The sequence below is a fragment of the Nostoc sp. genome (assembly GCF_036917375.1).
Lineage (GTDB): Bacteria > Cyanobacteriota > Cyanobacteriia > Cyanobacteriales > Nostocaceae > Nostoc.
The window spans coordinates 60,869-80,561 of sequence record NZ_JBALDN010000063.1 but is presented as its reverse complement, the minus strand read 5'-3'; the positions used below and the strand labels follow the sequence as shown (position 1 = coordinate 80,561).

Sequence of the window (19,693 nt, the reverse complement as noted above, 5' to 3'; positions counted from 1 at the left end):
AGTCCAGCGGGCACAACTGTGGTAAAAAGCTTCAATAGTCTGTTTGGCAAATCGAAAAAAGGGGTAGGCATTGAACTTGCTCCCGAACGGGTGAATGTTGTTCAGCTACGCAAGCAGGGTCAAGGCTTGAAACTAGAAATCTATACATCGGTAGCAGTTCCAGAAGGGATAGTTACCGATGGTCAAATCAACGACCCTCCAGCAATGGCGCAATTAATCCAGCAAGCGCTAGCTGAGAGCAAAATCAAAACTTCTCACGTTGCTACTGGTGTACCAGGACGAGATTCTATCGTTCGGATTATACCAGTGCCAGCAGAGTTAGACGACAAAGAACTGCGAGAAATGGTGCTGAACCATGAAGCAGGTTTGTATTTACCCTATCCTCGTGAAGAGGCTGATGTAGATTATCAGAAACTTGGGTATTTTGTAGATGAAGATGGCATTGAAAAAGTACACGTACTCTTAGTGGCCACCCGCAAGGAGATAACGGATACCTATATAAGTACCTTCGAGCAGGCGGGATTACAAATTGATGTTTTAGAAATTAACAGTTTTGCTCTGATTCGGACTATTCGCGAACAACTGCGACAATTTGGTCCGCAAGAAGCAGCAGTACTAGTTGATATCGAGTTTGACAGTACAGAAATCGCCATCATCGTTAACGGAGTACCGCAATTTTCGCGCACAGTCCCAATCGGGACTTATCAAATGCAAACTGCCTTAGCTAGGGCAATGAGCTTACCTACATCACGAGATATGGAGATGTTGCACGGAATGGTTATTCCTGCAACTCCCATAGACGGCGGTAAAACTGGCGTTACCGAACTCGATCCTGGCATGGCTGCCATATTGAGAGTCTTGGGAGAACTAACGGATGAACTGCGCCGTTCCATCGATTTTTACCTAAATCAAAGTGAAAATTTGGAGGTAGCGCAGATTTTATTAGCTGGGCCAGGAGGTGGACTTCAACAGTTAGATGAATTTTTTACCCAACGATTGAGTTTGCCAACTACCCAAATAGATCCAATCGGGTCTTTGTCTTTGGAAGTGGACACTGATAAATATCCACAGGTACAACGCTCTGGTTTAGCGATCGTACTCGGTCTAGGAATGCGGGAGGTGTAATAAAATGTACAGCCTAGATGTTAACTTTCTTAAAGACCGCCCAGCATACCAGAAAAAGCCAGAGAAACAAGGAGGAATAGCCTTCAAATTTCCTACGGGAGATTTGACACTACTGTATGTGGGAGTTGCAGTAGGTGTAGGTCTTCCAGCTTTATTGGGAGTTGGTTGGTGGTTGTTACAAGGGAAGATTGTTGAATTAGATGGTCAAATTGCACAACTAGATCAAGAAAGCAAGAGATTAGATACAGAAATAGGAAATCTGAACAAAATCAAAGCCGAGACAAGTGCAATTAAAGGGGAAACCCAAGCTTTAGTCACTGTATTTGACCAGATTCGTCCTTGGTCAGCAATGCTGCAAGATTTGCGCGATCGCATCCCAACGGCAGTGCAAATCGAGAATATCAAGCAAATTCCACCCATTCCAGCAGCGGCAGGTCAGCCACCAAATAATCCCGCAGGGGGATTAGAAATTAACGGATTGGCTCGTTCCTTTAATGATGTCAATGATTTCTTATTGAGTTTACAACAGTCTCAGTTTTTGAAGCCCACAGAAACCAGAATTCTGACAGCAGCGTTAGTAGATGCTCCCTTAACATCAAGTGCGAGTCAATCTTCTAATAATGTAGTAATTAAGCCACCTCAAGTAGTTAAATACACTATTCAATCGAGCATGAACGACGTTCCAGCGTCAGAATTAATTCGAGAGTTGGAAAAAAAAGGCACAGTGGGGTTAGTAACTCGAATTCGTAATATGCAACAAACAGGAGTCATTTCAAAATGACGCTGAGTGATGATTTAAATTTTGCCGAACAAGGTGGGGAATTCGATCAGGCAACGCCAGCCTCCCCTGTGCTATTTGGTATTGCCTTCACACCAAAAATTATTGGGATCTTAGTGGGGGTAGTTGGTTTAGCGGGAGCAGGTTATATATTGTTAAACCTGCTGATGCCAGCTTGGGAAAGCTATCAGCAACAGCAAGCCAAAAGCTCTGAACTGCAAGCGCAAATTGAGCAAAAAAAAGCCAATATCAAACAGATTGACAAAGTTAAAGACGAACTAGCACAGGCAAAGCAGCAAAAAGTTCAGGTTTTAAGTTTATTTGCTAACGAAAAAACCTTAGATACATTACTGTTGGATTTGAACCGCTTAATTGAGTCTGGCAATAGTGCAACTTCTATTAATGCAGTAAGAGCCAAACTGAAGAGATATGCGCCGATTTCCCAAAAACCAGAACCGATTGTCGATGGAAGTCTAGGAGTAGGGGTTGACGGCAAGCTGCAACGCAGTACTATCAGCGCTGAGATTACAGCAACTTATGAACAAACACAATCGATAATTCGTAACATTGAGCGGTTACAGCCTTTGTTAATAGTTAAAGATTATCAAGCAACTTTAGCTCCAACAGAGACAAGATCGCCATTAGATAAAACGCCGATGCAGGTAGGCCCAGCAGCGATTAATACATCATTCCAGTTACAGGTATTGATGCCACTTAGTCCAGAGGAAATAGCGGCAGCAGCGAAAGCTGCCCCGAAAAAATAGTCAAATTAGAGCTAGGACGAATAGAATTCGCGGCTACACAATCGTAGACAAAGCCTTCCCACAGACTCAGGAAATAATTGAGGGTTTTGAAACTTTCGTTCGCCCTTGGTCTTTCCGTAGGGTAGGTGGACAAAGTCTCGTGTAATTGAGCCAACGCGGTCTTCTCCAAAAAGGAGAGGCTAGCGCCAATGGGAAAACCCCATAAGCAATTGGCGTGTGGTTTTTAACCGCCTACTCAAAATTGTTTGTAAACAAGGTTTTATAAGGTGAGGAATGAACTGTGAAACAGCTTCACGGTAATAGTTTTATTTTAGGTACTGCTGCTTTTGTATTTTTGGCAGCTCAACCAGTTTGGGCACAAATTACTCAAGTTACTGATGTCAAGTTAAATCCCGTTAATGGTGGAATTAGCGTTGCTTTGAAAACTTCTTCTGGGTCGCGCGCCCAAGTTTTCACTACAAAAAGAGGCAAGGCTTTAGTCGCTGATGTTATCAACACTCAATTACGATTACCACAAGGTAATAGCTTTCGTCAAGATAACCCAGCACCAGGAATTGCCTCTGTTGAGGTTAGTCAGCTTGATGCTAATAGTGTTCGGGTGACGGTAACTGGCAACAACGATGCACCTGGCAGCCAACCTGTAATGCGATCGCAAAATGGAATTACACTCAGCTTTAGCCCTTCAACAGGCACTACAGCATCAGCGCCAACACCAACAGCCCCAACAGCCCCAACATCCACAGCACCACCTGTTACGACTCCAGCCCAACCTGGTCAAAAGCCAGATGTTCTCGTTCCTAACCCGCAAGTAACTATTGACGGACAACCTGCACAAGCTGCTGGGCCAGGTCAACCTCTGAGTCAGGCTCCACCATTCTTACCTCGAGCCGTCGCTCCACCAGTGGGAGATATTGCTATTTCGGCTACCGATGCTTCTCCTAGCACTGTTGACTTGGGAACTCAGGAACGTGTACCTCGTTTAGTACTGCGAGATGCACCGGTGCGTGAGGTTTTGTCATTACTTGCTCGTGCTGCTGGTTTGAACTTGGCTTACGTAGGAGGTGAGCAAGGTGGTGGAGGTAAGCCAGGTGCCGGTGCCAATACACCAGCAGTTTCTCAAACTATTTCTTTAGATATAGAAAATGAGCCAGTGCAAGATGTGTTTAATTACGTTTTGCGTCTGAGTGGTTTAGAAGCTAATCGCAGTGGTCGTACAGTTTTTGTCGGGGCTAAATTACCTAATGCGACGCGTGATATGGTTGTACGTAGTATGCGACTCAATCAGGTCACGGTAGGAGTCGCCCTGAATTTTTTGGTTGGCTTAGGAGCAGAAAGTGCCGTCAGCCGCGAACGACAAGTTACCAGTGTTAGTGCCGTAGCCGTGGGTAATGTGGCTGCTCCCATCACCCAAACTCAGACAACCACGGAAACCCAAATTCAACCTCTACGCGTTGATTTTCAAGACTCTAGTCCATTACTAAGAGGTTTACAGGCATTAGGAGACGAGCGCACCAATTCTGTGACCTTAATTGGCTCTCCTAGACTGATTGAGATTGCGATGGCTCAACTAACTCAGCTTGATATCCGCCGTCGTCAAGTGGTAGTCAACGTTAAGATTATTGATGTCAACCTCTCGAACATTCAGGACTACAACACTAGCTTTTCTTTTGGGGTTGGTAACAACTACTTTAGCAATGATGGTGGTGTCGCAACTCTAAATTTTGGTGGTGCTAGAACACCTACTAGTAGTGAAGTAAGAAGTAGCGTTACTAGTACACCAACGATTCTAGATCCAAGAGCTGCTTTGACTCCTGCATACAGGTTCACCAAGTCTCTTCTTACTAGCTTGCAGGCTCAGGTTACAAATGGCAATGCCAAGATTTTGACAGACCCAACTTTAATTGTGCAAGAAGGTCAACAGGCTCTGGTGAATCTGACTCAAGAAGTAGTGGGAAATATAACTCTCCAAACAACAGATACTTCTGGTGGTTCTAGAACAGAAAGAACAATTGAGAAACAAAAAGTGGGCTTAACCTTGAGTGTAAAAATTGAGCGGATTGACGATAATGGGTTCGTTTCTCTATCGGTTGCTCCTACTGTCAGCGCTCCTTCCACCCCAGCAGATACAGGAAATGGACAAATTATTTTAGTGTCTGAGCGCTCTCTTACTTCTGGCTTAATTCGCTTACGAGATGGTCAGACACTAGTCCTAAGTGGTATAATTCAAGATCAAGACCGGACAGCTGTCTCCAAAATTCCTATCTTAGGCGATCTTCCACTGATTGGTTCGCTATTTAGAAGTACAAACCGACAGAACCAGCGTCAAGAGGTAATTGTATTGCTTACACCTCAGATTATGGATGACTCTGAGAACTCCTCCTATGGCTATAACTACACCCCTAGCCCTGAAGTGCGGCAAATCCTTGAGCGTCGTGGGTTGAAGGTTCCTGGTAGGTAATAAAGATAATGATTAGGTGAGTCACCTCTGCTAAAGGCTCAGATCCCCAACTTCTTTAAGAAGTTGGGGATCTTCTTTTTTACGAGTAGGTTTAAGTTTAAATGTCATTCTACAATAAAAATACCCAATCACAATAGAAGTAGCAGTAGTGGGTAAATACTAATACTCTTATGACAGCACTTACATTAAACCTCAATTCTGTAATTAAACTGACAAGAGAGCAATTTTATCAATTGTGTGAAGAGAACCCCGATTTAAAATTAGAACGCAATGCCGAAGGAGAGTTAATTATAATGCCACCTACGGGAGGAGAAACAGGAAAAAGTAATTCTACTATTAACGCTCAAATATGGTTCTGGAACGACCAAAATCAATTGGGCGAAGTTTTTGATTCATCAACTGGATTTACTTTACCTTCAGGGGCTGACCGTTCTCCAGATGTTTCTTGGGTGGAAAAATCTCGTTGGGATGCTTTGACCAAAGAACAAAAAGAAAAATTTATTCCTTTATGTCCTGATTTTGTTATCGAGATACTTTCGCCTAATGACAGCTTGAAAAAAACTCAGAGTAAGATGCAAGAATATATCGAAAATGGTTGTCGTCTAGGTTGGTTGATCAACCGAAAAAAACAGGAAGTAGAAATTTATCGTCCAGGACAAGATGTGGAAGTTTTAAAATTTCCTCAAACTATTTCTGGGGAAAATGTTTTACCTGGTTTTGTACTTCATATAGAACGAATTTGGTAAAAGTTGGGCAATACTCAGAAGTCGAAACTAGCCCTACTTTTACGCCTGTGTCAGTGAAGGAGATTCCTCAATTTATCCAAGAAGCGAAGAAGAATGGGGAAATTGCTACTACTCGTGCTTTTCGGGCTTGGGTGCAACAAAAAATTTCTGCTGGGGATTGACTCACTCTGGCATTTTTGTATAAAGAACTTGCAAAAAATAAATAATCCCAAAGTATCTGGAGACAGTTAGAGGCGTAACGGATGCATCAGAAGAAGTTGTCATAGCGTAGTTTACCGCCGTAGGCATCGCCCCACAAATGTTAAGAAACATGTGACTAATGGATAGCTTTCTAGGGAAGAAGCTTTAATTTTCCCTCTTCGCTACTAAACAAGCTTGCTATGGGGTTAAATTTCGCATTGGATTTTCCACATCAGATAAAAAGTGAGCAAAATCTGCAACTTTTTAGAGAAATCGGGAATCTGAGCCTTAAATTTCCATAAAAATTGGTTAATCTCAGCAATAACTCTTCAACATCGGTAATGAATGCCAACAAACATTGACCATCTCTCCCCCTGTTTTCTTTGCAATTGCGGGATTTACTAAGTATTTTTTCCTACTTTTGGGGTGGTTTTTAGTGAAACAAGTACCCTAAAATTACAAAAAATCCTGAAATCTATATAAATTAATGGTTTCATCTATCCACATCAGGCTACTACACCTTAGAATGATTCATTGAAAAGTCGAGCCGATGGGATGTACAGCCGTTTTGAGTAAAAATACTCCCAAAGGATGATTTTTGTATTTCCGCGAACAAAGATTTCAGTACAGATGTATTAATGCGCATCCGTACTGAAATCTCAAGTAAACCTTCAGGAGTTTGACATGAACAAAGGTGAATTAGTTGATGCCGTAGCTGAAAAGGCTAGTGTTACCAAGAAACAAGCGGATGCAGTCTTAACTGCCGCTCTGGAAACGATTATTGAAGCGGTTTCTTCTGGTGATAAGGTGACATTGGTGGGATTTGGCTCATTTGAATCACGGGAACGTAAAGCCCGTGAAGGTCGCAACCCGAAAACAAATGAAAAAATGGAAATTCCAGCGACGAGGGTTCCTGCCTTCTCCGCAGGAAAACTGTTTAGAGAAAAGGTAGCACCCCCAAAAGCATAGGTTCTGTCTTCGGGAACCCTTTTTTAATGCGGCAACCTGCACACGGGGGAAATTTAGCCTGGGCAGCAGCGCTGGCTGGCTGTCCCCCTGATGCTATTCTGGATTTTTCTGCTAGCATCAGCCCGTTGGGGCCTCCAAATAGCGCGATCGCTGCTATTAAGTCCCAAATTGGTAATCTTAAGCACTATCCAGACCCAAACTATAGTGAACTGAGACTAGCTCTCAGTCACTTCCATCAATTGCCGTCTGAGTGGATTCTGCCGGGTAACGGCTCCGCAGAATTACTCACTTTAATCGGTAGGGAATTAGCTCAATTAGCCGCGACAATTTTAATCACTCCAGCCTTTGGTGATTACTACCGAACTTTGGCAGCGTACAACGCTAATGTGCTGGAGTGTCCCCTAATTAGTTATGAGCAACGAGTGCTGTTAGCGGAAGCGGGGCGTTTAACCCGTGCTGAGTTACCAGTTTTACTCAGCACTCAGCACTTAGCACTCAGCGCTCACTGTGGACTATTGCTGAATAATCCGCACAACCCAACCGGAAAACTATTTTCACGGGACTCTATTTTGCCCTACTTAGAGCAATTTGCTTTGGTTGTGGTGGATGAAGCATTTATGGATTTCGTGCCGCCTAATGAGGAACAAAGCCTGATTCCGGTGGTGCAGGAATATCCGAATTTAGTAGTGTTGCGATCGCTGACCAAATTTTACAGTCTTCCAGGACTGCGATTGGGATATGCGATCGCACATCCTGACTGTCTAGCTAAATGGCAGCTATGGCGCGATCCTTGGCCTGTAAACACGCTAGCGGCAGCAGCGGCAATTGCAGCACTCCAGGATACGGGGTTTCAGCAGCAAACTTGGGCATGGCTAACACCTGCACGAAACCAACTGTTTCAGGGTTTAGCTGAAATCCCAGGATTGCAACCCCAACCAAGTGCTGCTAACTTTTTACTGGTTGAGTCCCAAGAATCTACTTCCCAGTTACAGCAACAATTACTCAAGTATCACCAGATTTTAATCCGCGATTGCCTTAGTTTTAAAGAACTAGGCGATCGCTTTTTCCGGGTTGCTGTACGTGAAGAGTCCGATAACCAACGCTTACTAACAGCGCTAAACTCATTGCTGAGTGGGGAGTGGAGAGTAGGGAAGTAGGGGAGATGAGGTAATTTTTCATTTTCCCCCATACCCAATGCCCAATACCCAATGACAAATGACAAATGACAAATGACAAATGACTACGATGTTGTAATTATTGGTGGCAGTTTTGCTGGATATTATGCTGCACTTGCTGCAACCCAACTACGTGCTACAGTTGCCCTGGTACAACCCAAAGTAGACTACGGGTTTACTCATCACCATGCTCTGACCGAAATTGGTAAACTAGCGCAGAAGTTGAAGGATGCGGCTGGTTTTGGTATTCATGCCACACACACTGATACCTCAGAAGAATGCCATATATCTATGGCATGGCAAGAAGCCATGCTGTATGCTCAATGCGTCGCTTCAAATCTCCAAGAACAGCATTCCCCAGCCATTCTAGCTGCGCAGGGAGTCGATGCGATCGTAGGCAGTGGTCAGTTTCAATCTTCACCCCAATTGGCTTTTGCCGTTAACAATCGCCTACTACGCGCCCGTACTTATTTGCTAGCCAGTGGTTCGCGTCCAGAAATTCCAGAGATTGAAGGATTACAAGCCACTGGCTATCTAACCCTTTCTAATATTTGGCAATCTTTTCAGGGAGCAATATTACCCAAAAATTGGGTAATTATCGGTGGAATTCCCCAAAGTATTGAAATTGCTCAAACTTTAGCAAGCTTTGGTTGCAATGTGACGCTGGTAGTCAAACATCCTTATGTTCTTCCATATCTAGACCCTGAGATAGCCACATTGCTTCAGGCGCAGTTAGAAGTCGAAGGTGTACGCGTACTCACCGAAAAACCAGTAACTCAGGTGAGGGTAATTGAAAATAAAAAGTGGATTCAAGCAGGAGATAAGGCCATTGAAACTGATGAAATTTTAGTGGCGACTGGCCAACAGCCGAATCTTGAATCCCTAAATTTGGCAGCAGTAGGTGTGAAATGGCATCGTCGTAGCTTAGTGGTGAATGATAAACTGCAAACCACTAACCATCGCATTTATGCTTGTGGTGATGTAATTGGTGGTTACGACTTTGCCAATGTTGCTAATTATGAAGCAAAAATTGCTTTGAACAATGCACTATTTTTCCCTAGATTACGAGTAAATTATTCCTCTATTCCTTGGGCAATATGTTCTGTGCCGATGCTGGCGCAAGTGGGTTTGACAGAGGCACAGGCAAAACGCCTATTTAGCCGAGATGAAGTTTTAGTTTTGCGACAGTATTTTAAAACAGTGGCAGCAGCCAAACTTCGGGATGAAACCACTGGTATGTGTAAATTAATTGTGCTACGCAATGGGGAAATTTTGGGAGCTTCGATATTTGGGGCAGAAGCTGGAGAATTAATTAATTTGATTGCCTTGGCAATATCACAAAAAATTAAAGTCAAACACCTAGCAAATTTATCTCCTGCCTATCCCAGTTTCTCAGAAATTCTGGAACGAACTGCAAGAGAGTGGAGTAAGCAAAAGTTAAATACTAACATTCCTTTGCAAGAGTTTTTAGAAGGTTTCTTCCATTTCCGTCGCAATTGGAATTAGCATTTATGCACGGAGTTATCACTATAATAGCTTAAAGAAAGTGCTTATATGATTACTGAATTTGCCAATATTGACAGCACCTTGATTGCAAACACAACGTCATCATAATTGAGGATCATTCCTCAAAATTGAGCTTATTATTTTTGTTGAAGTGCAAATTTTAAATCTGTCAACTCTAATTCTCCTCCGGTTGTTGTTAATACTAAATTAATGCCTAAAACACTTTTTCCTTTAGTTGTATAGTTAGTTGGAAGTATTTGTTTGGTCAAATCAAAATTTATAGCACTTTCATATCTTATTTGATATGGTGTTGGTTTATCGCCAAGTAAAAATGATGTGATAGCTACTTGTGCTGGTGCTTTCTTTACTACACCTTTTACAACTAAAGGCACAAGCCTAAATTGCTTTTGACTATTAGAGGTATCAATTCTAATGATACACCTAGCCCTTGACGATTGTGCCTTTACAGTTATAGGAGCACGAAGCGTAAACTGATTTATTTGCGGATTGAAACTTATATTACATCCCCTATTAACCGAAAATCGTGGCTGGTTGTTTACTGGAGCAGCAGTACTAGATGAATTGGCATCATAACAGAAAAAAAACAAGCACATTAATATGAAAAAATTACGTGCATCACTCAATCTCAACATAACTTCCTCTCCATCAACAGAAATTTGTAATCTTAAAGAAGAATACATTCGGTAGATTCAATGAGTGGGGGATTTAGACTCACCACTCATTGAAGACTACCAAATTTGGAATTTGGTGCGGTGTATCACTATCTATCCGCAGAATCGCTAAAAGTAACGACTAGCAACGCTTTAGGTCAAAAAAAAGTTTCACATCCCCAGCATTGAGATCGGCTGTATCAACGAAAATAGAGCTTCCTCGCGAGGATTGTGCAGTCAGATTAATACCTAATAATCCTTGTCCACCACCACTACATAAACCTGTAGCAGCTAGAACAGTAATCTCATCTTGCTCCGCAAATGCCTTACTAGATGTAAAATTGGTAGTTTTAGGGCGAGCTACGGCTTGACCAAGAGCACCACCACTAAAGCTATAACTTCTGTTTAAGCTGGTACCTTTACTACCTCTATCAATATCAGTAGTTCCTTGGTACAGTACTTGTACATCTTGGATGATAAAACCACTAGGAATAAAAGTTTGAACGCGTAAAATACACTTTTGACGCTGACCATTGAATGCATTAAAGTTATCCAAGATGAGCGATAAGGTTCTACCATCCTCTCCAACAAGCTGATCGGCAACCTTACATCCACCAGATCCGATTGCATCTCCAAAAGTAATACTAGGCTCGTCAGCCAAAACCTTGGTCGCGATCGCGTTGAGTCCAAGAATTGTAGATATAGACAGTAATACACCAAATTGTTTAAAGTTCATATTGATTGTACCTATGTTGCTAGAGTTGTTTTTTGATGAAAAATGCATTCAAAAGCCAGAAGGTACGAGGTATGAAGGCATTTTTGCTCTAATCCCACTCTTAAAAGCATGAGATTGAAGCAAGGATGCTTTGTGTCTTGTGTTACATATCTCGACACAATTTTGTTCTAGTAGTGGACAATCACCTACTACTAAAGTTTTGATTGATACTTACAGGCTTCTGCCTTTTTCAATTGTGGGAAATTTTTTCAAGTATGCTTTGACAATTTCTGCTCAATCAGAAAATGAAGCATAACTGTGTATCGCTGGAGTTAATAGAAATTAAGATGGAAATCAGGTTACAAGATGTATTCTTGCTGTATGTCCATGTGGGGAAGATCATATAGTTACCTTTATCCATAAATATGTGTTCTCGATCACAAACACCTTGTGTTTACGAACACTGCCAACTTCAAAATAGTAGTATTGTAGTATGAAGGAGTAGTACTCCAAAGTTAGGTGCTAAAAATTAGGGGTATAAATCACCGATTTAATAGTGCAATACTGATAGCGCAGCATTAGTAAGCCGTCGAACGTCATAGCCCGCCGCAGACATCGCAGTGAAATAGCTGTTTTTATTGAGAATCTATATTATGAGTGACTGAAATTCTAGTCGTAGACTGGGAACTAGGTAATTGGGAGTACCCTAAAAACCCTGCATGAAAATCCAAACTACTCCCGCCGCTGTTAGAGGAACGCTGAGGTTATCTGTGCCGTGGGGGGAGACTGCCTCTGCTAAGGTTGCAAAAGTAGCAGTTACCACCGCCGTCAACAATACCCATCCTAAACTTAAAGGACTTGCTAGGGGACTCAGCGACGAACCAGGTAACAGTAACAGCACTAAGAAAATCACCACTGTACTTGCTATAAACATTGCTGCTGAACCTTCCCAGGAACGTACAGAACTTCCCACTTGGTATTTATGCTGCCCAAAACGTTTACCGATTAATGCTGCTAGTGCGTCACCCCAGGTCATCGCCATTATCCCAGCTACGGCGATCGCAACGCTATCTACTGGCCCATCTGGTCGCCACAGTAGCCCGAACAGCAGTGTCACGGAAATAGCAAAATAAACCGTACCAGGTGAGCTATCCTGGGTATCCATTGCACCGATGATTCGGTAGCGGTAAAACAAGTAGTTCAGTCCGATAAAGGTAGCAAAAGGTATAATTCCGATTTCCCAATTCTTAAATAGTAGCAGGACTCCGAAAGCCCACATCCCCGCACCAATATGGATTACCTTGCGGGTCAAATCTGGCTTTACACCAAACAACTTGCGCAATCCCTCGCCAATCACAAGCAGACTGATAGCGTAAACATACGAAATTGCTAGCCCGATAAAATCATTTGTCATTTGTCATTTATCATTGGGAAAAGAACTACAGAAAGCTGCCTCTGTGCGTTGCTGGTTCACTTAGGTCGATCGCTATTTCGTCTAAAGTTCTTTTCTACTGACGAAACGCTACCAATACCTTGAAGAATACCACGACCGATTAAACCTAAACCCCGACCAACTATTTGGGTAAGGATAAAAACTATACCGCTACCGAAAACAGCTAATAGTGATTTTAAACGCGGTGCGATCGCATCACTAAATTCTAGGAGCAATGTCACTACTAAGGGAATATTAGAAAGTTTTACTAACTCCTGATTTCGAGGGGCATAAACTGAAGTATTAGCAATGCCACGAGGCGCAATTACAAATAGCTCATAGCGACTTTCAAAAACTGCTTTTGGCTCGCTTATATAATTTTTTAATCTATATTTCCACGACAAATCATTTCTAAATCGTTCAATTTCTCTTGTAGAAATCAATTGGCGTCCATAAAAGTTTTGCTTAATCTCTTCTACATCTGCTAAATAATTTAACAGTGGTTGCACTACTCCATTCGCTACCTGAATCAATAGGTTCTCTAAAATCATTAATGCTTGAGACTTAGCTTCGGCGCTCACTACTGGATAGGAGGTATTATCAATGTTCAATTCTGTTTGAAATAAAAGATAAGAATAAAACTCACAAACTAGCGGAATTTTATTGAGAATCTCTCTCTGTACAACCTCTGCATTTTGCAGCAATAAATTAACAATTTCTATATTTCGATCGACTATTTTTATCCGAGAAAATTTTCCAAAAAAATCTGTAATTGCTGCTTGCCATAAATCACATAGTAAAGTATTTTTTAGTTCATATAATTGATTTATCTCTATTTGAGAAGTACGCACTTCATCCAACTGTTCAGCTAATTTTTGTAGGATTAGATAAAGTAATTCCCGTTTTTTATCTTCACGAAAGATATCAATTTCTAAAGGTATATCTGTGACATTTCGTAAAGGAAATTGAAGTTTAGTAACACAAGATGTAAACAAGGCAGATTGTAGGGTTCCCGGACTTAGTAAAGGTGATACAGTTTGCCTTTGCTGAATGGCACCACTTAATAAAGGAGTCAAAGGTGGCTCATCAGCAAGCGGAATCTGTTCCTCTTGCCTTTCTTGTGATGAAACCAACAACCGATTTAGCAACCAACGAGCCGCTAGCAGTTCTCGCCGCTGTCCAGCTAGAATGGCTCGATCTAGTACTGGTAGTCCGGGAGTTTGTAATTGTGCTGTTACTGCGGCTAGGGTAGCATTAATGTTAGCGATTCCTGACAAACGTAAATTATTTCGCAGCTTAAAGAAAGGCAGTGAGGAGTTAGGAGTAGAGACGTGATTAATCGCGTCTCTACAGGAGTTAGGAGTTCTTACTGCTTCTGTGTCCTGGAACCAGTAAGAACCACCATCTGCAACTTCTTGCATGGCGGCGACTAACTCAGGAAGCGGTGTACCTTTAGGACAGTAGCCATTTATACCAATAAATTTCGCTGCTAATAGCAGTCCTTGTTCTTGAATAGAACTGAGGAGCAGGATTGGTAGGTTGGGATATAAGGCTCTGAGTTGCCGACAGAATTGTAAACCTAGCTGTTGACTGGTGGTAGAGTGACCATTGCCAAATTCTAAAACTACCAGATTTACCTGGTTAGGGTCTTTTTCGGCAATTTCTGCTAGAATCTGCAAGGCAATGGTATCAGTTTCTACAACTGCGATCGCTTCTAAGTTAGGAATCGCTTCCAGAGCTATCCGTAATCCCAGACGAAAAATCGGGTCTTGGTCGATTAACAATAATTTTAAAGGGCGATCGCTCATAGTCCACTCAATTAAATCGGCACTGTTTTTTACCAATCAGAAAACAACTTTGATACAAAACTTTGTCTTCCCCATTGTCACCTGTTTTCGCAAACTGATAAATCGATCGTAATTGCCATAAACAGCTTTCACTGTGTGATTAAATGAACCTGAGTATTCGGCACTGGTTGGCAGAACGCCATATCGCAATCAATCAAATCAGAGGGTTTTCTGAGGGGCAATTGGCAGGTATTGCCTACCGGATTGTTCAGGATATGGAACTCAAAAGCCTGATGCCTTTTGATATATGTACCTTGGTAGAGGTTTTAGAACTGCCCTTAAGTATTGTTTGGGAAGAAATCAGTGTCATTTCCCAGCTGACAGAAAAACTGTTGCGTAGCCTCAGCCAAAAAAAACCGTTAAAACGTAACGAAGGGACATGGCTAGCGTTTCAAATTGCCTATCTCCAAGCTTTGCAAGCAATTCTAGAGCAGGAAGCAAGCCTACAAAAACCGTGGTTAGACCGGGCAATTATACCCATACAAGCACACATACTTAAAGAGGATGTGGGTAAATTCATTCTCGAAGATCCGCAACTACAAGGATTGCTAAAAACTCTCAGCCCAGGTAAATTGACTGATACTCAAGCTGAACAAGCACTGTCTTCGGTTGCAGATTCATTGCTGGTGCAACAAATAAATAACGCTGCTATCGCTTGGTTAGTCGCCAATGGTGCAGAGGAACCGGAAGCTAAACTTCTAACGCAGCGTTTAATCAACTCACTTCCTGGTGACATATTAGTAGTCGTCACGGGTAATGCTGCACCTTTAGCCCAACTGCAAAAATTTTTCCGTTTGGGGATTTCATTATCTCCCAGTTTCATTACCCCAGAAGTTGGTTCTACAGTCAGTGAAAAAATCGATTTGCACCGAGAACATTACCGTGCAAGTTTGATTAAAAACCTCAGTATCCCTTTGCTAATGGAATCCTTTGCGCTTAAGGATATCTATGTGCCACAAAAGGGCTTACCAATAGAGGAAAATATTTCTGAGCAAGATAAAAAAGCTGTTAAACCAGTTGATTTAAAAATATGGGCGCAGCAACAGCTTACTGATTTAGAAACGATCGCTGTCATTGAGTCAGAACCTGGTTATGGAAAAACTAGTTTTTGCCAACTTTGGGCAGCACAGGTAGCACAGGAATTGTACCCTACTTGGATGCCTATAGTAATTAGGTTGCGAGATGTAAAATATGGTAAAACTTTAATCGAAACTCTAAATTCTGCCTTTGGTGTTAATCTTTCAACTTGGTTAGAGCAAGAAAATCTCCCTTGTCTGTTGCTGCTGGATGGTTTGGATGAATTGCCCCATTCTGCTCAGGGTATCAGGGCACAAGCAATTTTTATTCAGCAATTACTGAACCTTCAATCTCAGCACCGCCACAAAATTGTGTTGACAAGTCGCTCAACGACTTTACCAGAAATCGTCTCGGAACTACCGCTATTGTTGAAGCGAATTATTATTCAGCCATTGGATGTAGACGAATTCAAGCAATGGTTTCAACAGTGGGCAAAAGTGCAATCATTACCCATTGCTCAAAATTTCTTTACATTATTAAAACAGGCAGGGTTATTTGCTAGCCAATCAAAGTTAAGCGAATTACCTCCCCTTATCCGTCAACCCTTAATGCTGCATTTGTTGGGCCTCTTGCACCGCGAGGGATTGCTAGATGATGAACTATTACAGTTAGCAGCTAATACCCAAAAGTCTTTTCTGTTATGGGAAATTCATCATCGTCTGAGTCGATGGTTGTTGGGTTATCCGCTAATTGGTGGAATCAAGACGATGTTACTGCGTTCGGGTACAGCTCATATTCATCGGACTCCAGAAGCGATCGCTAATCTACTCGCCGATCGTCATCCCCAAGATTTACTCGAGCAGATGCAAGCGATCGCTCTCAAAATTTTACACTCGCAACGTCATCAAATTAATCTAACTGGTGAATTTAATACTTTACCAGCGTTTTATTTTAAAACTTGGGATGTAGAAAGCTCAGGCGAAAGCGCAGCGAAAAGTAGTTTAATTGAGTTTTCGCATCTCAAGTTAGGAGAATCTCTTTGTGCAGATGCTATTGCTGCCCAACTTAAACTTCTGACTCAGTACCAAGATGAGGCTTATGGCACGCCCACTTTTGTACTCGATCCCAGTAGCGTAGCCCAGAATATTTATAATTTACTAGGTTACGGGATACTTAGCCAAGAAATTGAAGAACTAGCGATCGCCGGATTGCGTCGCCAGCAAAAGCAGAAATTTTCGTTTGAAGTTTTGTTTCAACGTCTTTTATCTTTCTGGCGTGCTTACTGTCAAGGATGTTGGTTAGATCAGGGGATAGCCCACAACGCTTTGACTAATTTTCACGCTCTGCAAAACCCTGTGAATGTTGAACAGGTGAATGCTGCGGTGGGACTGAATGTATTTTTATTGCTTTGTGCTTGCTACCGAGAAACAAAAGTTCCATTTTGGCCTTGTGGGAATCCAGTCAATTTGACAGAATTCAATCCAGAGGTGCTGAGTGTGCTAATTGCTAGGACAATGGTTTTGCATAAAAGCGCTTTTGCAACCCGAATTAAGTCTCTGTCTGGACTCAATTTATCGGGAGCCTCCTTATCGCAAGTAATGTTAACTGGGGTAAATCTTGAGCAAACAAATTTATCTAATGCGGAGTTAACAGGTGCGAATTTGGCTGGAGCCAATTTGCAACAAGCTAACCTCACAGGCGCGAACTTACAATATGCAAACCTCGCAGGCGCAAACCTACAACAGGCAAATCTCACAGGCGCAAACCTGCAACAGGCAAACCTGATGGGGACAAATCTTAATTCTGCCGATCTCACCAACGCCTGCTTATTTGACGCCATCCTTGCTGCGACTGACAAAAAATTGGCCGCTGATAATGGTGCTTTGTTCTCTAAAGAGTTGTTCCAAAAACTGAAACATTTGCGATCGCAGCAGCCCTTCTTAAATACCGTAAAAATCACGCCAAACACAAACGTTAATTGGAACAAAACCCCTGCCATCGGACTAATTGAAAGCTGTGAAGGCGCAATTTTGTCAGTAGATTTAGATGATGATGATGTCGATGATGAGACAGTTTTTGGTAATTAATTCGATTGCGCAATAGGGAATGGGCATGGGGGATTGGTCATTGGTCATTAGTTATTAATTCTTTTCCCTCACTCCCTCATCTTCCCCTGCCTCCCCTGCTCCCCTGCTCCCCTGCTCCCTACCCCTCCTCCGGATTGCGGTAGCCAAAAAAGTTAATACTGTAGTCAGTAATCCGCACTCCTGTTTCTTCTTCAATTTTACGAATCAAATCTTCTGGTAGTTCCACATGAACATCAAGAATTTGATTTGTATCCACACAGTTTATATGACTGTGAGAGTCACTAATGTTGCCGTACAAACGCCCATCGCAGCGTTCAATACACTCAATGATGCCTTGACTGGATAATGCTTCTAAATTTTGATAAACAGAGGTATGACCGATCTCTTTGCCTTGTTGGTTCAAGCGATCGTAAATCTCTCTTGCAGCAAGATGTTCATTTGCTTGCCAAAGTAATTCCAGAATAAAGCGACGCTGACGACTGACGCGCATACCCAGGATTTGACAGCGCTCAAGTGCATCTTCTAAAGAACGAATTGGTCTTGTAGTAATTGTTTGTTTTTGCATATTACAGCTTGTTAACTGTTGGAGGGAATTTTCCCGTCTAAATGTTTATTGGTTATTTAATATATGCAATGATATTGCACACCGCTGTCTCACCTGTACTTATGTTTTGGCTTTTGATGCTGTGAAAGTGACAGGTGTGGCGATTATGATTTTTTTCGCTTGTTGACGGCTACTTTGTCAGACCTTAATCTAAAACAAACTCATTACAACTTTAACTTAAATTTGCTGTAAATGTCCACCTTGGGGCAGCCATTGCCTTGTCCAAGGAAGCTGATTCTAATGGCGTACCATATTAATCGTGTAGTAATTATTTAATTAGATGCAAGTAATTATATCAATGATAAAAGTAACATTTAATTTTAGTAAATATCGGTGAAGTGAGTCGCGTAGGCGAGTATTTACCGCAGCAATCGGTAGTGGCTCATATCAAGGCTATTAATGAGACTTCTTGCATAAGTTGGGAAAAGGTTCTGTATTATCCCCTTCCCCTTTAACCTTTACCCCTTTCCCCAAGAGTGCAAAAAGCACAAATGCCAAGAGGTCTATGGATGTATATTTGTTATAATCAGCGAAAATTTAAGCAAAAGTATCAAATAAATTTGAGCAAGGTCAGACTTGTGTTTAAACCTTGTATGGGTTGACGAAATTATCAGCAAAAAGTATCAGTAAATACTAATTGATTTATGAAAAAGACTTTGTGCGATCCAAAGTCAATGTAGCGTCAATCCCTGAAAGCTGCTACTGTATATTCTCGATCCTACAGTTGAGCATCAAGAAAGTGGCTGCTAAATCAATGACAATTGCGATCGCACTCAATAATGACTTCATTAACAATCTGGATCTATCCCCTGCATCAACGGTGATTGAAAAAATGCTGCAAGATGGGGTTGCATCCCACGAACAGCAGCTACGCTTTGATGTCAATTACGATCTCCAGCCTGGCGATCCACGGGAACTCTCAGAAATTCCAGAGGTGCGCCTGTGGTTTGTGCGTCTAGATGCCAAATATCCCTGGTTGCCATTTTTACTAGATTGGAAAGCTGGGGAATTTGCCCGTTATGCCGCCATGCTTGTACCGCACCAGTTTAGTTCTCAAGAAGGTATTCAGTACAATCCTGAAGCCTTAGAGATATTTTTGATGCACAAAATCTTTATTTTAGGTGATTGGCTTAAACAACAAAACATACCCAGCCTCTCGCGCCTAAAGTCTATGGCGCAAATTTTAGGTTATGAATTAGATGATGCTTTTTTTGAAATATTCTAAATAGCTAATAGGTGATGGAAGAATTTTGAAAAAATTTTCTTTGTTTTAATGGACTGTGTGAAGTTATTCTGATATTGCAACATCGTTCAGTTAAGCCCTAAATCTTTTGTAGAGAAGCGTTAGCGCATTGACTGACACGAAATATAATTTCGCGCCTTTATTTGCCAAAATCAATACCAAAAACTTAACTGAATCGTATTGAGCCATAGTATACTTTGCGATATTTAAAATATTCTCTAAGGATGAAATTTTTATCTATCTAAAAAGATATTTTTTAAATTAACCATAGCAAATATGCTGAGAATAGAAACCTGCTTCTTATACAGTATAGAAACAGGTTTTATTTTATACTCTTCCGTTAAAGCGTTTTCAGTAGTTAGCAAGATCCTGAAAG

15 protein-coding genes and 1 pseudogene are annotated in these 19,693 nt (G+C 41.7%); 11 read left to right on the top strand and 5 right to left on the bottom strand.

The genetic code is table 11. The annotated features are described in order from the left end of the window. The first annotated feature begins 18 nt into the window (after positions 1-18). The 9 genes and pseudogenes from pilM to V7K45_RS17320 all read left to right on the top strand — a co-directional run bounded on the left by pilM (position 19) and on the right by V7K45_RS17320 (position 9,701). Positions 19-1,125, top strand: a complete 1,107-nt coding sequence (pilM, locus tag V7K45_RS17360) for a type IV pilus biogenesis protein PilM (protein ID WP_335005477.1) — start codon at positions 19-21, stop codon at positions 1,123-1,125. Positions 1,126-1,129: 4 nt separating this feature from the next. Beyond that, positions 1,130-1,906, top strand: a complete 777-nt coding sequence (locus tag V7K45_RS17355) for a PilN domain-containing protein (RefSeq protein WP_335005475.1) — start codon at positions 1,130-1,132, stop codon at positions 1,904-1,906. Continuing rightward, positions 1,903-2,667, top strand: coding sequence for a pilus assembly protein PilO (locus tag V7K45_RS17350; protein ID WP_335005473.1), 765 nt, complete (start codon positions 1,903-1,905; stop codon positions 2,665-2,667). The genes V7K45_RS17355 and V7K45_RS17350 overlap by 4 nt, the downstream gene beginning before the upstream one ends. A gap of 280 nt (positions 2,668-2,947) precedes the next feature. Continuing rightward, positions 2,948-5,125, top strand: coding sequence for an AMIN domain-containing protein (locus V7K45_RS17345; RefSeq protein WP_335005471.1), 2,178 nt, complete (start codon positions 2,948-2,950; stop codon positions 5,123-5,125). 170 nt (positions 5,126-5,295) lie between these two features. Next, positions 5,296-5,871, top strand: coding sequence for a Uma2 family endonuclease (locus V7K45_RS17340; RefSeq protein ID WP_335005468.1), 576 nt, complete (start codon positions 5,296-5,298; stop codon positions 5,869-5,871). A gap of 5 nt (positions 5,872-5,876) precedes the next feature. After that, a pseudogene (locus tag V7K45_RS17335) lies at positions 5,877-6,032 on the top strand (Uma2 family endonuclease); the annotation flags it as partial. Between the two features lie 703 nt (positions 6,033-6,735). After that, the gene (locus tag V7K45_RS17330) at positions 6,736-7,020 is read left to right on the top strand and encodes an HU family DNA-binding protein (protein WP_010998076.1); all 285 of its coding nucleotides are present in this window, start codon (positions 6,736-6,738) and stop codon (positions 7,018-7,020) included. Between the two features lie 26 nt (positions 7,021-7,046). After that, positions 7,047-8,177, top strand: a complete 1,131-nt coding sequence (cobD, locus tag V7K45_RS17325; protein ID WP_335005466.1) for a threonine-phosphate decarboxylase CobD — start codon at positions 7,047-7,049, stop codon at positions 8,175-8,177. A 72-nt stretch (positions 8,178-8,249) separates the two neighbouring features. Then, positions 8,250-9,701: a dihydrolipoyl dehydrogenase family protein gene (locus tag V7K45_RS17320; RefSeq protein WP_335005464.1), complete on the top strand. Its 1,452-nt coding sequence runs from the start codon at positions 8,250-8,252 to the stop codon at positions 9,699-9,701. 137 nt (positions 9,702-9,838) lie between these two features. Here V7K45_RS17320 and V7K45_RS17315 read toward each other — a convergent pair whose 3' ends face one another. From V7K45_RS17315 to V7K45_RS17300, 4 genes are all read right to left on the bottom strand, one after another. Beyond that, positions 9,839-10,402 (bottom strand): hypothetical protein, encoded by a 564-nt coding sequence (locus tag V7K45_RS17315; protein WP_335005462.1) that lies wholly within the window; start codon positions 10,400-10,402, stop codon positions 9,839-9,841. 112 nt (positions 10,403-10,514) lie between these two features. Beyond that, positions 10,515-11,108: a DUF4360 domain-containing protein gene (locus tag V7K45_RS17310; RefSeq protein WP_335005460.1), complete on the bottom strand. Its 594-nt coding sequence runs from the start codon at positions 11,106-11,108 to the stop codon at positions 10,515-10,517. A 685-nt stretch (positions 11,109-11,793) separates the two neighbouring features. Next, positions 11,794-12,501, bottom strand: coding sequence for a diacylglycerol/polyprenol kinase family protein (locus V7K45_RS17305; RefSeq protein WP_335005458.1), 708 nt, complete (start codon positions 12,499-12,501; stop codon positions 11,794-11,796). 56 nt (positions 12,502-12,557) lie between these two features. Next, positions 12,558-14,327 carry a DUF3685 domain-containing protein gene (locus V7K45_RS17300; RefSeq protein WP_335005625.1) on the bottom strand — a complete coding sequence of 590 codons (1,770 nt, stop codon included), beginning with the start codon at positions 14,325-14,327 and terminating at the stop codon, positions 12,558-12,560. A 143-nt stretch (positions 14,328-14,470) separates the two neighbouring features. On the opposite strand from V7K45_RS17300, the gene V7K45_RS17295 reads away from it, so the two are divergent. After that, positions 14,471-17,470 (top strand): pentapeptide repeat-containing protein, encoded by a 3,000-nt coding sequence (locus V7K45_RS17295; protein WP_335005456.1) that lies wholly within the window; start codon positions 14,471-14,473, stop codon positions 17,468-17,470. A gap of 118 nt (positions 17,471-17,588) precedes the next feature. On the opposite strand, the gene V7K45_RS17290 is transcribed toward V7K45_RS17295, so the two are convergent. After that, positions 17,589-18,035 (bottom strand): Fur family transcriptional regulator, encoded by a 447-nt coding sequence (locus V7K45_RS17290; RefSeq protein ID WP_322710661.1) that lies wholly within the window; start codon positions 18,033-18,035, stop codon positions 17,589-17,591. Positions 18,036-18,828: 793 nt separating this feature from the next. Between V7K45_RS17290 and V7K45_RS17285 the strand changes: the two genes are divergently transcribed. Next, a complete protein-coding gene (locus tag V7K45_RS17285; protein ID WP_335005623.1) occupies positions 18,829-19,299 on the top strand; it encodes a CRR6 family NdhI maturation factor in 471 nt (156 codons plus the stop codon). The last annotated feature ends 394 nt before the right edge of the window (positions 19,300-19,693 follow it).

Excerpts from the sequence above, each read along its gene's own strand:
- V7K45_RS17355 (WP_335005475.1), top strand. The coding sequence starts at position 1,130 with ATGTACAGCCTAGATGTTAACTTTCTTAAAGACCGCCCAGCATACCAG.
- V7K45_RS17350 (WP_335005473.1), top strand. The coding sequence starts at position 1,903 with ATGACGCTGAGTGATGATTTAAATTTTGCCGAACAAGGTGGGGAATTC.
- V7K45_RS17340 (WP_335005468.1), top strand. The coding sequence starts at position 5,296 with ATGACAGCACTTACATTAAACCTCAATTCTGTAATTAAACTGACAAGA.
- V7K45_RS17330 (WP_010998076.1), top strand. The coding sequence starts at position 6,736 with ATGAACAAAGGTGAATTAGTTGATGCCGTAGCTGAAAAGGCTAGTGTT.
- cobD (WP_335005466.1), top strand. The coding sequence starts at position 7,047 with ATGCGGCAACCTGCACACGGGGGAAATTTAGCCTGGGCAGCAGCGCTG.
- V7K45_RS17320 (WP_335005464.1), top strand. The coding sequence starts at position 8,250 with ATGACAAATGACTACGATGTTGTAATTATTGGTGGCAGTTTTGCTGGA.
- V7K45_RS17315 (WP_335005462.1), bottom strand. The coding sequence starts at position 10,402 with ATGTATTCTTCTTTAAGATTACAAATTTCTGTTGATGGAGAGGAAGTT.
- V7K45_RS17310 (WP_335005460.1), bottom strand. The coding sequence starts at position 11,108 with ATGAACTTTAAACAATTTGGTGTATTACTGTCTATATCTACAATTCTT.
- V7K45_RS17305 (WP_335005458.1), bottom strand. The coding sequence starts at position 12,501 with ATGACAAATGATTTTATCGGGCTAGCAATTTCGTATGTTTACGCTATC.
- V7K45_RS17300 (WP_335005625.1), bottom strand. The coding sequence starts at position 14,327 with ATGAGCGATCGCCCTTTAAAATTATTGTTAATCGACCAAGACCCGATT.
- V7K45_RS17295 (WP_335005456.1), top strand. The coding sequence starts at position 14,471 with ATGAACCTGAGTATTCGGCACTGGTTGGCAGAACGCCATATCGCAATC.
- V7K45_RS17290 (WP_322710661.1), bottom strand. The coding sequence starts at position 18,035 with ATGCAAAAACAAACAATTACTACAAGACCAATTCGTTCTTTAGAAGAT.
- V7K45_RS17285 (WP_335005623.1), top strand. The coding sequence starts at position 18,829 with ATGACAATTGCGATCGCACTCAATAATGACTTCATTAACAATCTGGAT.